This is a genomic window from Bacteroides cellulosilyticus, from assembly GCF_020091405.1.
Taxonomy (GTDB): domain Bacteria; phylum Bacteroidota; class Bacteroidia; order Bacteroidales; family Bacteroidaceae; genus Bacteroides.
On record NZ_CP081903.1, the window covers coordinates 2,244,562 to 2,261,641 of the forward strand.

The 17,080-nt window shown below is 47.4% G+C and carries 9 protein-coding genes and 2 pseudogenes; all 11 read left to right on the forward strand.

Features of this window, described 5'->3' with window-relative positions; translation table 11 throughout:
• Positions 1-107: 107 nt before the first annotated feature.
• A complete protein-coding gene (bglX, locus tag K6V21_RS07740) occupies positions 108-2,399 on the forward strand; it encodes a beta-glucosidase BglX (protein WP_224321421.1) in 2,292 nt (763 codons plus the stop codon).
• A gap of 469 nt (positions 2,400-2,868) precedes the next feature.
• Positions 2,869-5,904 carry a SusC/RagA family TonB-linked outer membrane protein gene (locus K6V21_RS07745; protein ID WP_224321422.1) on the forward strand — a complete coding sequence of 1,012 codons (3,036 nt, stop codon included), beginning with the start codon at positions 2,869-2,871 and terminating at the stop codon, positions 5,902-5,904.
• A gap of 19 nt (positions 5,905-5,923) precedes the next feature.
• Positions 5,924-7,405: a RagB/SusD family nutrient uptake outer membrane protein gene (locus tag K6V21_RS07750; protein ID WP_224321423.1), complete on the forward strand. Its 1,482-nt coding sequence runs from the start codon at positions 5,924-5,926 to the stop codon at positions 7,403-7,405.
• Between the two features lie 24 nt (positions 7,406-7,429).
• Positions 7,430-9,052: a glucoamylase family protein gene (locus K6V21_RS07755; RefSeq protein WP_224321424.1), complete on the forward strand. Its 1,623-nt coding sequence runs from the start codon at positions 7,430-7,432 to the stop codon at positions 9,050-9,052.
• A gap of 11 nt (positions 9,053-9,063) precedes the next feature.
• Complete coding sequence (locus K6V21_RS07760) at positions 9,064-10,365, forward strand: glucoamylase family protein (protein ID WP_224321425.1); 1,302 nt, start codon at positions 9,064-9,066, stop codon at positions 10,363-10,365.
• Positions 10,366-10,377: 12 nt separating this feature from the next.
• A complete protein-coding gene (locus K6V21_RS07765) occupies positions 10,378-11,232 on the forward strand; it encodes an endonuclease/exonuclease/phosphatase family protein (protein WP_224321426.1) in 855 nt (284 codons plus the stop codon).
• A gap of 23 nt (positions 11,233-11,255) precedes the next feature.
• Entirely contained in the window at positions 11,256-12,824 is a 1,569-nt protein-coding gene (locus K6V21_RS07770) for a sulfatase (protein ID WP_224321427.1), read from the forward strand.
• A gap of 32 nt (positions 12,825-12,856) precedes the next feature.
• Positions 12,857-14,581, forward strand: a complete 1,725-nt coding sequence (locus tag K6V21_RS07775; RefSeq protein WP_224322011.1) for a family 43 glycosylhydrolase — start codon at positions 12,857-12,859, stop codon at positions 14,579-14,581.
• A 46-nt stretch (positions 14,582-14,627) separates the two neighbouring features.
• Positions 14,628-15,392, forward strand: a pseudogene (locus K6V21_RS07780) (prolyl oligopeptidase family serine peptidase); the annotation flags it as partial.
• 42 nt (positions 15,393-15,434) lie between these two features.
• Positions 15,435-16,337, forward strand: a pseudogene (locus tag K6V21_RS07785) (metallophosphoesterase); the annotation flags it as partial.
• A gap of 152 nt (positions 16,338-16,489) precedes the next feature.
• On the forward strand, positions 16,490-17,080 hold the full coding sequence (locus tag K6V21_RS07790; RefSeq protein ID WP_224321428.1) for a DUF3575 domain-containing protein: 591 nt from the start codon (positions 16,490-16,492) through the stop codon (positions 17,078-17,080).

Here is a 17,080-nt window from a genome sequence, read left to right on the forward strand (position 1 = left end):
GCCCTAAAGGTACTTTTGTTGTAGCATCGGATTATAAGAGTTTGAAGGGCTTTCTCTTTATTTGCAGGGAAATCATTTTTCTCCAATAATAATAAAGAATGAAAAGCATGAAACATTTATCCCTTAAGTTACAATTGTTTTTAATGTTATTGATGTTTGTATCTGTTGGTGTACAAGCACAGAAATCTCCTTTAGACATGGACCGCTTCATCGACGACCTGATGAAGAAGATGACCCTCGAAGAGAAAATAGGCCAGTTGAACCTTCCGGTGACGGGCGAGATTACTACCGGCCAGGCCAAGAGCAGTAATGTGGCCAAACGTATCCGTGCCGGTGAAGTGGGCGGCCTTTTCAATCTGAAAGGGGTGGAACGCATCCGCGACGTACAGAAACAGGCGATTGAAGAGAGCCGCCTCGGTATTCCCCTTCTGTTTGGTATGGATGTCATTCATGGATATGAAACAGTATTCCCTATACCTTTGGGCCTGTCATGCACGTGGGATATGAAAGCCATTGAAGAATCTGCGCGCATCGCTGCCATTGAAGCCAGTGCCGACGGTATTTGCTGGACATTCAGTCCGATGGTGGATGTTTCCCGTGATGCCCGTTGGGGACGTGTCAGCGAAGGTAACGGCGAAGACCCTTTCCTGGGAGCGGCAATCGCACGTGCCATGGTACGCGGTTATCAGGGAAAAGATATGAGCCGCAATAATGAAATCATGGCTTGTGTGAAGCATTTTGCCTTGTATGGTGCACCGGAAGCCGGACGTGATTATAACACGGTGGATATGAGCCATCAGCGTATGTTCAATGAATATATGTTGCCTTATCAGGCGGCCGTAGAAGAAGGTGTGGGTAGCGTTATGGCTTCGTTCAACGAAGTGGACGGAGTGCCGGCCACCGGAAATAAATGGTTGATGACGGATGTACTCCGCAAGCAATGGGGCTTTGGCGGATTCGTAGTGACGGATTACACCGGCATCACCGAAATGACGGACCACGGTATGGGTGATACACAGGCAGTTGCCGCCCTGGCGCTGAATGCAGGTGTCGATATGGATATGGTGAGCGATGCTTTTACGAGTACCCTTAAGAAGTCTCTGGAAGAAGGCAAGGTTTCCGTAAAGGCTGTCGATGCCGCTTGCCGCCGCATTCTGGAAGCTAAGTACAAACTTGGTCTTTTTGATAATCCTTATAAGTATTGCGATGTAACTCGTCCGAAGAAAGAAGTCTTCACCAAAGAGCACCGTGCCATTGCCCGCAAAACGGCTTCGGAAAGTTTTGTGCTGTTGAAGAATGAGGGCAATGTGCTTCCGTTGGCAAAGAAAGGAACGATTGCCGTAGTAGGACCTTTGGCGGATAGCCGTAGCAACATGCCGGGCACGTGGAGCGTGGCTGCCGTGATGAACAAATACCCTTCGCTGATTGAAGGACTGAAAGATGTGGTAGGCGGTAAAGCCAGGATTCTTACGGCAAAAGGCAGCAACCTGATGAGCGATGCCGAATATGAAGAACGTGCCACCATGTTTGGACGTACTTTGCACCGTGACAATCGTACGGATAAAGAGTTACTGGATGAGGCTCTCGCTGTGGCAGCCAAGTCGGATGTGATTGTTGCCGCCCTGGGCGAATCTTCTGAAATGAGTGGCGAAAGCAGTTGCCGCACAGACCTTGAAATGCCGGATACGCAACGTGTGCTTTTACAGGAATTACTGAAAACCGGTAAACCGGTAGTACTGGTATTGTTCACTGGCCGTCCTTTGGTGTTGAACTGGGAACAGGAAAATGTGCCCTCCATCCTGAATGTATGGTTTGGTGGTAGTGAAGCTGCCCTTGCCATTGGCGATGTATTGTTCGGCAATGTAAATCCGAGCGGCAAACTGACGATGACTTTCCCGAAAAATGTGGGGCAGATTCCTTTGTTCTATAACCATAAGAATACCGGCCGTCCTCTGGCGGAGGGCAAATGGTTCCAGAAGTTCCGCAGCAACTATCTGGATGTTGATAATGAGCCGCTCTATCCGTTCGGATATGGTTTGAGCTACACTACTTTTTCTTACAGTGACATTACATTGGATCAATCGTCCATGAACATTAACGGCGAAATCACAGCCACCGTAACGGTGACCAATACCGGAAAGCGTGATGGTGCCGAAGTGGTGCAGCTTTACATCCGCGACCTTGTGGGCAGTGTAACCCGTCCGGTGAAAGAACTGAAAGGCTTTGAGAAAATCTTCCTGAAAGCCGGTGAAGCGAGACAAGTATCTTTTAAGATAACGTCCGATATGCTGAAGTTCTACAACTACAACCTGGATTTTGTGTGCGAACCGGGTGACTTTGAAGTGATGATAGGTACTGACAGCCGCAACGTGAATAAGGCTTTGTTCACCCTTCATTAACCCCTTTTAATAATCCTAAAACCCGTTGGCGGAATTAGCCGTTGGCCTGGCTTTAGTCAGGAACATATCAAATAGGTATCTGATCCGTACCTGCTCCGTAGCAAATTCGGTTAAAGGTACCTCTAACCGAATTTGCTACGGAGCAGGTACGGACCAGGTGTGAACAGACCCAGTCTTGAGTCCTTGCAGACGCGAGGAAGAAAACATTAATTCCGCCAACAGGTTCCTAAAGTAAAGTTATACTGAAAGAGTTCTTCCAATAAAGCTCCGGAATCGGAAGCGGGTAAGGACGATATGGGAACATGGAAACTTTATTGAAAATAAACATCTGATAACTAGTTTGTTCTGCTAGAGTGTAGTAGTTATAAAGTAGTACTTTGATAAAGCGTGGTACTCTTGTGGTAGCCCGTTTTTTGACTTAAATCAATTTATGCTTTACGTTTGCAGCGTAATTTTAAATCAATACAAAATGAAGAAGAATCTATTAATTACATGTGTGATGTTGCTGTTCGCTATCGTTTCGATGGCACAGAACAAGATTACAGTTTCGGGTATCGTTACAGAAAAGAAAACGGGAGAACCGGCTATCGGGGCTACCGTCTTAGTAAAAGGCAAGCCTGGACAAGGCACCATTACAAGTGTGGACGGTGGATATACCTTATTGGAAGTTCCATCTGACGGAGTGCTGGTGTTTAGTTTTATGGGAATGGAATCAATAGAGATTCCTGTGAATGGAAAAAATAAGATTAATGCTGTGTTGGCTGAGAATAGTACTCAGTTGGACGAAGTGGTTGTTGTGGGCTATGGTACGGCACGTAAGCGTGACTTGACAGGTTCCATTGTTTCAATTAGTGGTGAAGACATCAAGAATGCCCCCGCTGCCAATCCGATCAGAGCGCTTCAAGGCAAGGTACCGGGTCTGGATATAATGAACAGTGGAGCTGCCGGTGGAGGTGCCACGATTCGTTTAAGAGGTGTGGCGACTATTAATGCGAGTACAAGTCCCTTGTATGTCGTTGACGGAATGTTTGTGGATAACATTGATTTTGTGAATCCTGCGGATATTGCCCAGATGGAAGTTCTGAAGGATCCTTCCTCATTGGCTATTTTCGGTGTACAGGGAGCTAATGGCGTTATCATTATTACTACACGTAAAGCGGAAGATGGAAAGTTGAGTGTTTCTTATAATGGTTATGGAGGTGTGCAGATTTTGCATGACCGTGACCGCTTGAAGTTGACGGATGCTTCTGAATTTACGATGCTTTATAATGAGAAACTGAAAAATGAGAATCCTGATGCTGAAGAATGGGTGCCGGATTTATTGGGTAAAGGTACAGACTGGCAAAGTGAGATCATGCGTCCGGCAGCTATCACCAGCCATTCGGTTTCTTTTTCAAAGTCATCGGATAAAGGAAGCAGTTTGCTTACATTAGGTTATTTCCTTCAGGAAGGCATTGTGAAGTATAATAAGCATCAACGTATCAATGCCCGTTTTTCCGGAGATTACAAAGTGAATAAACACTTCACTGTAGGGGCCAATGCAACTCTGAGCCGTTGGGATTCTGACGGTGCTACTGCAAGCGTGCAAGGGGCTGCACGGGCTATTCCCACTTATACTCCTTATGCTCCGAAAGAAGATTGGAATGATGAGAACGTCGGCAGTCATTATACTCCTTCCCCTTCCATTCAGAAAGATGTGTCCAATCCGGTTGCCAAGATGGAAATAGAAAAGGGAACAGATGATAGTTACGGATACCGTGTTGTTAGTAATTTGTTTGGCGAGATTAAATTCCTGAAGGATTTTACATTCCGTGCTACCGGATATGTAGATATCGGTGTGAGCTATGGCAGTAACTTTACTCCCCGTTTTGATGTGAACAACGAAACGAGCAGCTCTTCCCATAAGAGCAATAAAACTTCGTTCAAACGTTCGACGAGCGAATATAATAAGTATCAGGCGGATTTCGTATTGAATTACAATAAGAATATTGACAAGCATAGAATCGGTGCTACGGCTGGTTATACGGCTCGTTATCAAGGTTCAAAAGGTTTTGATGCAGCCATCGATACTTTGGTGAATAGGGATATGTGGATAGTGCCTGAAGACTTCTGGATGTTGAATATGGGAGATGACAGAACAGCAAGAGTAGGGGATTCGTTTGCAGAGGAAACATTTATTTCTTATCTGGCGCGTATAAACTATTCGTATGCAAGTAAATATTTGCTTACCGCTACTTTCCGTGCCGATGGTTCTTCAAAGTTCTCGCCTAATAAACGTTGGGGTTATTTCCCTTCTATTGGTACCGGATGGGTGATTAGTGAGGAAAACTTCATGAAAGGCATTAAGCAAATTAATTTTCTGAAGCTAAAGGCCAGCTGGGGGCAGTTGGGTAACGATAAGATAGGAAATTATTTATGGTTTCCCACAATCAACCCGATGGGGCAGCAAGTCGTAGTAGATGGAAAGACCTATTATATCCCTACGGTAAGCAATATGGTAGATGAGAATATTCATTGGGAAGTGGTCAGCGGATTTGATGTCGGCATTGAAGGACGTTTCTTTGATTCAAAACTGAGCGTTGACTTAGGCTACTATACTAAAAAGACGAGCGACCTGCTTGCACGTGTAGCTCCTCCGGTTTCTGTGGGTGCAGGTTATGCCATTACTAATGCAGGTTCAATCAGAAACAAGGGATTTGAGTTTGTGATTGGCTGGCGGGATAATATAGATGACTTCTCTTATGGAATAAGTGTCAATGGCTCTACCTTGAAGAATGAAGTGCTTGAGTTAGGCAATGATAATTCTGATATCGTATCCGGTACGTACCATCGTACTTCTGTGGGGCACTCTGTTGGTTCCATGTATGGTTATGTTCAGGACGGTATTTTCCAGAATCAGGCGGAAATAGACAACTACTATCCGGCATCCTGGAAATCCAGACCGGGAGATATCCGTTATAAAGACTTGAATGGTGATAAGAAAATAGATGATAAGGATAGAACTTTTATCGGTAATAACCTTCCTGAATTTACTTATGGCATCAATTTGAATGCAGGTTACAAGAACTTCGATTTGTCAATAGACTTTAATGGATTGACCGGAAGAGACATTATTAATACTAAAAAGCTGATGTCATTCTCCCAGTTCAATTATTATGAATTTAATTTAGGACGTTGGCATGGTGAAGGTACTTCTAATTTTGAGCCTGTTATTGATAATACGCGTTCTCACAACTACTTACCATCAACAAACTTACTTGAAGACGGCTCTTATTTCCGTATCAGAGAGATACAGCTGGGCTATTCGTTTTCCAAGAAGGTACTGAAGAGCCTTGGCGTAAATAAATTCAGAATTTATGTAAATGCCCAGAATCCGCTGACCTTTAAGCATAATTCCGGTTACACCCCTGAAATTACTGGAAGTATCCTGGAAGGTGGTGTTGATGGTGGAGGCACGTATCCTCTTCCTACTACCTATACGGCTGGAGTTTCTTTGAGTTTCTAAACCAATAAAAGATATAACGATGAAAAATGTAATTTATATAATATTGCTGGCATGTGTTTTCACATCCTGTTCTGATAGTTTTCTGGATCGATTTCCTAAGGGACGTTGGCATCATGGGAATTATACTCCCGATCAAGAGTTAGATAATGCGATTCTGGTGCAAGCTAAGCTGCAACAAGCCTATGCCGATTTACGCAATTATTCTTATTGTACAGGGGTTTTAGGCATGGAAAACTTTACAACTCCGGATGCGGAAAAGGGGAGTACCGCCAGTGATGGTGGACAATTGGTAGAGTTCAAACCGATGAGTTATACAGCGGCTAATACACGTATCCGTGATTATTATAAGCTTTGCTATACGACAATCTATAAAACCAATGAAGCTATGGCGTTGTTACAGACTGTTCCGGATAGTGAACCGACCAAAGAAAGGCTTAATGCTGAAGCCATCTTCCTGAGGGCATTAATGTATTTTCGTCTGACCCGGGCTTTTGGGGGAGTTCCCTATGTCGATCATGTGCTGGGGCAAGAAGAAAAGACACCTGCCCGCTCTTCTCAGGAGGAAATTTATGCTAATATAGAACGTGAATTGCTGTGGACTATTGACCGTTTACCAACTCGTAAGGAACTGCTCGCCGAGGGAAATGAAGGAAGAGCTACTCAGAATGCAGCCAGAGCTGTATTAGCGAAAGCATACCTCCAGCAAAATAAATTTTCGGACGCTTTCGGACAGACCTCTGCAATTATAAACTCAGGTGATAATGATTTGTCGACTCCTTATGATCAGATTTTCCGTGAAGTGAATGAGTATGGCCCCGAGTCCGTATTGGAAGTATATGTTGACTTTAAACCTTCTGAAAAGATAAATCTGAACTCACAATGGGCGCAGGTACAGGGAGTTCGTGGAAAACCGAACCTGGGCTGGGGATTTAATGGACCGAGCCAGGTGCTGATGGATGCTTATGAACCGGGAGATCCGAGAAAGGCGGCTACCGTAATAGCCAACGGAGATATACTGGACGGTGACCCAATAGTAGCGGCAGCTAATGCCTATCAATTCTTTAATAAGAAATTGTATCCTGTCAAAGCGGAAAGAAACGTGTGGGGACGTTCAGACGGTAGTCAGGGAAAATGGGTAAACATTCGTTTGATTCGTTATGCGGATGTCTTGCTGATGCATGCGGAAGCTGCTAATGAAATCGGTAATGTAAACGAAGCTTTAGATAAACTTGAAATGGTGAGAGCACGTGCGAGAGGAAACAACACAGATGTATTGCCTAAAGTGACCACCAGAGAACCGAATGAACTGAGAGAGAAAATCCGTCATGAAAGGAGGATTGAACTGGCACTGGAATTTGGGCGCTTCTATGATTTGGTTCGTTGGGGAGTGGCTAAAGATGTCATTAAGAACTTTGTTCCGGGCAAACACGAACTCTTCCCTATTCCACAAGAGGAAATAGATAAGTCTAATGGAGTCATTACTCAGAATCCGAATTATTAATTGCCTCAATAAAGAGAATGATTTATGAAGTTATTGCATATCTTTTTTGTGTTACCTGCATTATTCCTGTTTTCGTGTTCTGACGATGGAGATGGTGAAACCATTGTTGTCGATAAGAATGACTCAACGTATGCGCCCGATGCAGTGAAGAAAATCCTCGACGAAGAACAGCATGCCGCCTTCCGATATTTTTATGATGGGGCGGATAAGAATTCGGGAATGGCGTTGGAGGGCAACGAACGGGGAACTACAATTACCATCGGTGGTAGTGGTTTTGGTATGATGGCTATTATAGTCGGGACAGAACGTGGTTGGGTTACACGTGCACAAGGTGCGGAGCATGTCCTGAAGATGGCGCGTTTCTTGAATGGGGCAGAACGCTATAAAGGTGTTTGGGCTCATTGGTATAATCCTCAAGGTGAATCCGTACCATTTGGAGACCAGGTGGAGACCGGCGATTTGGTTGAGAGTTCATTTATGGTGGCTGGTTTGCTGACTGCTATTGAGTATTTTAAAGAAAGTAATGCCGTAGAAACAGAAATTCGTGAGACGGCTACTTCTTTATGCAACTCAATAGAGTGGAATGCCTATACCGGCGGTAAGGATGTTTTGCATTGGCTGTGGTATTCGCAGGAGGATAAATTGTCTCTTGAGGTCAAGGGGTGGAATGAGTGTATGGAAACTTATTTGTTAGCTCTTGGCGCACCGGAAGCTCATTGTATCAGTCCGGAAGTTTATCAGTCCGGTTGGTTGAGTAATGGTAGCAAGGTGTATCCCAATCGGGATTTTTACGGCTATCCTTTGCCTTTAGGCAATGACTATGGCGGTCCTTTGTTCTTTGCCCATTATTCTTTCTTAGGCTTTAATCCGAGATTGATGCAGGATGAATTTGTTTATTATTGGAGACAAAATCAGGCGCATGCCCTTATTAACCGCCATTATTGCTTGAATACCGCTCCGGAAAAGTTTGCTTATACTGCACAGAACTGGGGACTTTCGGCTTGTTACGGTGCAGGAACTTCTACCGGCTACAAAGCCCGCTCACCGCTTAAAGACGATGGAGTGATTGCTCCTACCGCTGCATTGGCTTCCTATCCCTATGTGCCGTTTTATGCGACACAAGTTCTGATGAATCTGAATAAGAAGAAAGACGCTCATGGTGCTTATGGCTTTTGTGATTCGTATTCTCCTTCTGAGAATGCGTATGAGCGCAAGCACTTGGCTATTGACCAGGGACCGATTGTGGTGATGATTGAGAATTATCGTACCGGGCTGATTTGGAATCTTTTCATGAAAAGTGATTATGCGAAGCGTGCTCTGCAACGTGCCGGAATGGAGAGTCAGCCGAAGCATGAAGAAGGCTTCTATTTGCTACTGACCAGCCCGCAAGTGAAGTCAGTTGACTTGATGGCGCATCCTGATAGGGGAGCGTATGAGATTGATTTCTACTCTACTGTTGGCGGGAGTGCGAAATGCAGCCTGATAGATGCTGTCGGAAATAAAGTTGTGGAAAAGAACGTCTCGGTTTCCACTGGTGGAAATGTGTTCTCAATAGGTTATGATGAAATAAAGAGAGGAAAGGAATATCAGGTTGTGATTCTACTTCCTTCCGATAAAACTATAGAATTAGGAGTAGTATTACATTAAAATTGGGATTTATGAAACAATTATTGGTTATACTTGCATGCGTACTTTTGCTGAGTCCGGTTGCTTATGGGCAGGCGAAAGAGAAGTCATTGTCCGATGAAGAACTGATGACTCTGGTGCAGAAGCAAACTTTCCGTTACTTCTGGGATTACGGGCATCCGGTTTCGGGGTTGGCGCGCGAACGTAGCAATGGCAGTGATGATATTGTGACTATCGGTGGTTCGGGTTTCGGAGTGATGGCTATCATCGTCGGTGCGGAACGTGGTTTCGTCACCCGCGAGCAGGCGGCGGAACGTATGTTGAAGATTGTCCGCTTCCTGAGTGACAAGAGTACGGATAGTTATCACGGCATCTGGGCACACTGGATGGACGGGCAGACAGGAAAGACCGTCCCTTTCAGCCGGAAAGATGACGGAGCCGACTTGGTGGAGTCTGCCTTTATGTTCGAAGGTTTGCTGGCTGCACACCAATACTTTGACAAAGATACCCCGGTGGAAAGAAACATCCGGGGGCTTATCAACGGATTGTGGCGTCAGGCGGAATGGAACTGGTTCACCAATGGCGAAGACGTGCTTTACTGGCACTGGTCGCCTAATAACGGTTGGGCAATGAACCATCAGATTAAGGGGCATAATGAGTGTCACATCACTTATATCCTTGCCGCTGCTTCGCCCACCTATCCCATTGCGGAATCGGTGTATCATAAAGGATGGGCCAACTCCATCGTTTTCAGGAACGGCAAGCAGTTTTATGATATAACATTGCCTTTGGGAACTGATTTTGGCGGCCCGCTGTTCTTTACCCATTATTCCTATATGGGACTCGACCCGCGCGGATTGAAAGACCGTTATGCAGATTACGAGGAGCAGATGAAGGCTCATACTTTGATAAACCGTGCCTATTGCATCGACAACCCGAAGGGATACAAAGGATATAGTGCACAATGCTGGGGACTGACAGCCAGTGACGGGGATAAAGGTTATTCGGCCCATTGCCCCGGCAACGACCGTGGAGTGATTACTCCCACAGCTGCCTTGTCTTCCATCCCTTACGCGCCGGAATATTCGCTTCAGGCCATGCGCTACTTCTATGAAAAGTTGGGCGGTAAACTTTGGGGGGAGTATGGTTTCAAGGATGCTTTTAACCTGACGGAGAAATGGTTTGCACCTTCATATCTGGCCATCGACCAGGGACCTATTGTGGTGATGATTGAAAACTACCGCACGGGTCTGATCTGGAAGCTTTTTATGAGCCATCCGGACGTACAGAGCGGACTGAAGAAATTAGGGTTTACGTCCCCTTACTTAAAATAAATACAAGATACCATGAGAAAGATGTTTTTTAATAGTGTATTAGTTGCTTTCGTCCTGCTTGTCGCTTCGTGCGGCAGGCAGCCGGAAGCTAAGGTCGATGTCATGTCGTTCAACATTCGTTTGGACCACGTGGCGGATAGCTTGAACAACTGGAAGTACCGCAAGGATAATGCGGCAAAGATGATTGCCTACTACGCTCCCGATGTGGTGGGTATGCAGGAAGTCGTGAAGAACCAGTTGGACGATTTAAAGAACCGTCTTCCCCAATACACCGCTCTGGGCGTGGGGCGTGCGGATGGCAAGGAAGCGGGGGAATATTGCTCCCTTTTCTACAAGACGGACCGCTTTGAACTGATAAAGAACGGAAACTTCGGCCTGAGCGAAACTCCCGATACGATTGGAGTGAAGGGGTGGGATGCCGCTTGCGAGCGCATCGTGACCTGGGCTATCCTGAAAGATAAGGCCAGTGGCAAGAAACTGGCAGCTTTCAACACTCACTTCGACCACGTAGGGAAAGTGGCACGCCGTGAGAGTGCCAAGTTACTGCTTGCGAAGATGCACGAACTTGCAGAGGGACTGCCCGTAATCCTGACGGGCGACTTCAACGGAACAGTGGACTCGGAACCGATTACTATCCTCTCTGTGGGTGGAATGAAGAACGCCTATTCCGTTGCCTCTACAGTCTACGGTCCGGCATGGAGCTTCCACGACTTTGGACGCATCCCGGTTGAGAATCGCCAGTTGATTGATTTTATATTTGTCAATGGACAGGTGACTGCTGATAAGTTCCGGGTGATAGACGATAAACCGGATGACGGATATTTGTCAGACCATACCCCCATTATTGCCGGTCTGACGCTTCATTAATCGTTCATTTGATACAGGAACCTATGAAAGATAAACTCTCTTTAGGGCTTGTCCTGCTCCCTTTTGTTCCTTCGGCAACGCTGCAGGGACAGGAGCAAGACATCCAAAATGAACGCCCTAACATCATTTTCATCATGAGCGACGACCATGCCCGTCAGGCAATGAGCATTTACGGGCATCCCATCGGCAAGGTCGCTCCGACTCCGAATATCGACCGTATCGGACACGAAGGAGCGGTTTTCCAGAATAACTACTGCTGCAACTCCATTTCCGGTCCGAGCCGTGCCGCCATCCTTACGGGTAAGCATAGCCACAAGAACGGTTTCATGAAGAACTGGGCGAAAGGTTTCGACGGCGCGCAACAAACCTTGCCGAAGATATTGCAGGCAAATGGCTACGAAACCGCCATCATCGGCAAATGGCACCTTATTTCCCGCCCGACCGGGTTCGACCATTGGATGATTCTTGACGACCAGGGAGAATATTGCAATCCGCATTTCATTACGGAGAAAGATACCACCCGTCATCCGGGATATGTGACGGACCTGATTACCCGTTATACGGAAGAGTGGCTCGACGGTCGGAAAGATAAGAGCAAGCCTTTCTTCCTGATGATGCACCATAAAGCGGTGCACCGCAACTGGGTGCCTGCCGAGAGACATTATCATCTGTATGAGCACACCACCTTCCCGCTTCCCGATAACTATTTCGATGCTTACGAGGGGCGCTATGCCGCACAGATGCAGAAGATGAATATATATTGTGATATGTACGAGGGGCACGACCTGAAAATGGTTGCCGGCATGGACAGCGACAGCTTGCTGTTCGACCCCTGGCCGCATGCTTTCCTGGGGACTATGGAGCCGGATGAGCGCCGCCGCTTCCTCGATGCATATCGCGACCGTAATAATGAGTTCTACTCTAAGCAACGTTCTTTCAAAGAAGTGGCGGAGTGGAAATTCCAGCGTTACCTGCAAGATTATATGGGCGTTGTGGCAAGCGTGGACGAAAGTGTGGGAGAGATTCTGGACTACCTGAAACGTACCGGACTGGACAAGAACACAATAGTTGTCTACACCACCGACCAGGGCTTCTATCTGGGCGAGCATGGATGGTTCGACAAACGTTTTATGTACGAAGAGTCTTTCGGCATGCCGATGGTGATGCGCTGGCCAGGACACATCAAACCGGAAACCCAGGTGACCGGACTGACGCAGAACATTGACTTTGCACCTACCTTCCTGGATATGTGCGGCATTGAAGTTCCCCGGGATATGCAGGGTATGTCTTTCCGTCCGTTGGTGGAGAAGGGAAAAACGCCGCGTGACTGGCGTAAATCGCTCTATTATCATTATTATGAGTTTCCCGGCTTCCATAGCGTCCGTGCACACTATGGCGTGAAGATGGAGCGTTATAAACTGATGCACTTCTACGTGGATGACAAGTGGGAACTGTATGACTTAAAGACCGACCCGACCGAAATGCATAACCTGTATGGGAAAAAGGGCATGGAAAAGGTTACCGCCGAACTTATGGCTGAACTTGAACGTTTACAGAAGCAATATGATGTTCCCGGCGAACTGTGCAAATGAACGAACCCGATAAGAAATCAGAAATGAAGAATATGAAATACCTATTACTGACCGTAGCCTGCCTGATTGCATGGACTACCCTTCCGGCGCAGGATATGCGTCAGGATACCTACTGTAATCCTTTGAACATCGATTACACGTATATGATTTATAATTCCGACCGGGATATTTCCTACCGTTCGGGCGCCGACCCTGCAGTGGTGGAGTTCCGGGGAGAATATTATATGTTCGTTACCCGTTCGCATGGCTACTGGCGTTCGCGCGACTTGCTGAACTGGGAGTTTGTGCGCCCCGGAAAGAACTGGTATCCGCAAGGGTGTAATGCTCCGGCGGCACACAATTATAAGGATTCTGTGCTCTATGTAGCCGGTGATCCTTCCGGTTCTATGAGTATCCTGTATACCGATAATCCGGCTTCGGGCGATTGGGAAGCAACGCCAGCCATCCTGCACAACCTGCAGGACCCTGACTTGTTCATCGACGACGATGGCAAAGCTTACATGTTCTGGGGTTCATCCAACGTCTATCCCATCCGTGGTATGGAACTGGATAAGAACCACCGCTTCACGAAGAAGGGCGAGACGAAAGAGCTCTTTAACCTGGATATGCCCAAGCATGGCTGGGAGCGTTTCGGTGAGAACCATACGGACACTGTGCTGGGCGGATATATCGAAGGTCCCTGGCTGACGAAGCACAACGGGAAATACTATATGCAATACGGTGCACCGGGCACAGAGTTTAATGTCTATGCCGACGGTGTCTATGTGGCAGACCACCCGATGGGACCTTATACCTATCAGAAGCACAATCCCGTTTCCTATAAACCGGGCGGATATATGAATGGTGCCGGACATGGAAGCACCGTCCTTGGACCCAGCGGGCAGTACTGGCATTTTGCTTCGATGTCCCTCTCCATCAATGTGAACTGGGAACGACGCCTTTGTATGTTCCCTGCCGGGTTCGATAAAGACGGTATTATGTATTGCGACACCCGTTTCGGAGATTACCCTCGCTATGCACCTGCCGTTCCGGGTAAAGCCGGTGAGTTCAGGGGCTGGATGCTGCTTTCCTATGGCAAACCGGTCACAGCCTCCACCACAAAAGGGGAGTTCCAACCCTCTGCACTGACGGATGAACTCACCAAGACCTTTTGGCTGGCCGAAGCCAACGATGAGCGCCAATGGGTAATGATCGATTTGGAGAAGCCTGCCGATGTGTGTGCCATTCAGATTAACTATCATGACTATCAGAGTGACATGTACGGCCGTTACGAAGACCTCCGCCACCGTTACATCATTGAAGGCTCGCTGGACGGACAGGACTGGAAAGTGCTGGTGGACCGCAAAGAGAGCTATAAGGACACTCCGAATGATTATGTAGAACTGTCACTGCCCGAACCGGCACGCTATATCCGCTACAGGAATATAGACGTACCTACTCCGAACCTGGCTATTTCCGAGCTTCGCGTATTCGGACTGGGCACAGGCAAGGCACCGCAACAACCGAAAAAGCTGACGCTTGACCGCCTTGTCGACCGTCGTGACATCGCCATCCGCTGGGAGTCCGTGAAAGGTGCGCAGGGCTACAACGTGTTGTGGGGCATCGCTCCCGATAAACTTTACAGTTCTTGGATGGTGTATGGTAAGAATGACCTGCTGATGAAATCTCTCACTACCGACCAGGATTATTATTTCTGTGTGGAGGCATTCAATGAAAATGGCGTATCTTTACGTTCAGAAGTAAAACATGTAAAATGATGCGAATAGCTCCTTTAACTCCTTATTTACATAAATAGTGATTCAGATGAAACGGATAATCAGTGTAGTTTGCGTGCTGATCTCCTTGCTGTCGCTTTCGGCACAGGAGACTTATCAGAAGGAGACTTTTATTTCTTCCCGTGGTGATACGTTGCCCTATCGCCTGCTGCGTCCCGAAACGGTGAAAACCGGAGAGAAATACCCTTTAGTGCTTTTCCTGCACGGCGCCGGAGAGCGTGGCAACGACAATGAAAGACAGTTGACGCATGGAGGACAGATGTTCCTTAACCCGGTGAACAGGGAGAAGCATTCCGCATTTGTGCTTGTGCCGCAATGCCCTGTGAGCGGCTATTGGGCATATATGGAACGTCCAGCTTCATTCATGCCGGGCGAGATGCCATTGGACGCTCCCCTCACGCCTGTGTTCCGGACGGTGAAAGATTTGCTGGATACCTATCTTGCAATGCCGCAGGTGGATAAGAACCGTGTTTATATAATAGGGCTCTCCATGGGCGGTATGGGTACGTTTGATATGGCTATCCGTTATCCTGAGATATTTGCGGCCGCAGTTCCCATTTGCGGAACGGTGAATCCTGCCCGCCTGAAAGCCGCCAAACAGGTGAAGTTCCGCATCTTCCACGGCGATGCCGACAATGTGGTTACTCCGGAAGGTTCGCGTGCGGCATACAGGGCTTTGAAGGCTGCCGGTGCCGATGTGGAATACATCGAATTCCCCGGTTGCAATCATGGCAGTTGGAATCCTGCATTCAATTATCCCGGGTTTATGGAGTGGATATTCAGTCAAAAGAAAACCTCCTGCGATTCTTCGAGGCAAGTGAGTACTTTTGTGGTGTTGCCCGATACGCAAACCTATCTGGAACAGTGTCCGGAGGTTTTCGACTCGCAGATAGACTGGCTGGTGGCTAACCGCAAGAAGATAGACGCCGTTTTCCAGGTGGGCGACCTGACGCAGGGTAACTCGCCGACCGAATGGTCGTATATGCAGAAGTCCTTTGCCCGTGTGGAAAAGGCGGGGATACCTTATTCTGTGGTATGGGGGAACCATGACATCGGCAGCAAGCCGGGCAAGTTCTCGGATGTGCATAATACGACGGTTGCCAATAAGTACTTCCCCCTTTCGTCCTGGCAACAGAGAAAGTACTGGGGAGCAAGTGCCGATGGTAAGACTTTGGATAACTATTACATAACTTTTAAATCGGGTGGGGCGGACTGGTTGGTGCTGAATATGGAGTTCGGTCCGCCTGATGAGGCGCTGATGTGGGCGGATTCCGTGGTGAGCATGAATCCTGATAAGTATGTGATACTGAATACGCACGCTTATTTATATAGTGACAGCACCTTGCTCGACGGGAAAGACTGGTGGCGCCCGCAAGCATACGGCATTGGCCAGGAACCCGGACGAACCGTGAACGACGGAGCCGGAATCTGGGAGAAGCTGCTCTCCAAATATCGCAATGTGATTGCCGTCTTCTGCGGTCATATCCTGAAGAGCGGAGTCGGGACACTTGTTTCGACCGGCGAAAGGGGGAATAAGGTGTATCAGATGCTGGCTAACTTTCAACGTGGTGTGACGGATAGCAAGCTGGGGGGTGAAGGTTATCTCCGTATAGTCACTTTCAACCGGAAGACGAAAGAGATTGACGTGAAGACGTATTCCACCTGGAACAAGTCTTTTCATCCGTCCGAACATCATAACTTTACATTTAAGGATGTAGCTTTTGATAGCTATCATTAGTCCCGATAGGTTGACTAAACTGCCCCTGTGGAGCTCTCATTCCGTGTATGGCAATTGCCAAAACGTGAAATGACACCTTCACAGGGGCTTTTGTTTGGTAGAGTCTCGCGGTAAGTTACGAACTTTGCTTATCATTTTGAAAGCAAAGAAATATGAAACCATTACGCACCGTTTTACTACTATCCTTTCTTCTCCTCATGTTGGGCCTGCAGGCACAAGAGAAGAACGATACCCCTTTCGCTCTCACTACCAATTTTCTCTCATGGGCAACCCTTGCCCCCAATCTCGGAGCCGAAGTTTATATGGGTAAGAAGTGGTCTGTGGCTGCCGATGGCAGCTTGGGTATGTGGGGTTTTTCCCATACCCGGATGGCTACACAAACCTGGAGCGTAGGTGGCGAAGCCCGCTACTGGCTGCAAACCGGCAACTATGGTTTCCGGCGTACCCATATTGGTGTTTCTATACGTGGCGGAGAGTTCGACAGTAACTTCTTTACCGATGGCGGACGTCGTGGCAAGGCTCTACTGGCGGGAGTCACTGCGGGTTACCGTTTTATTTTGCGCGGCAACTGGCTGGTAGATGCCGGACTGGGAGTGGGATATATCCATACCCGCTACGACCGCTATTTCTGGAACAAGCGTTTCGGTAAGTATGAGTTTCAGAGCAGCCGCACACGCAATCTTTTCGGACTGACCGACCTGCACGTCAGTCTGGTTTACCGTATCTCCCTTAAAAACAGATAA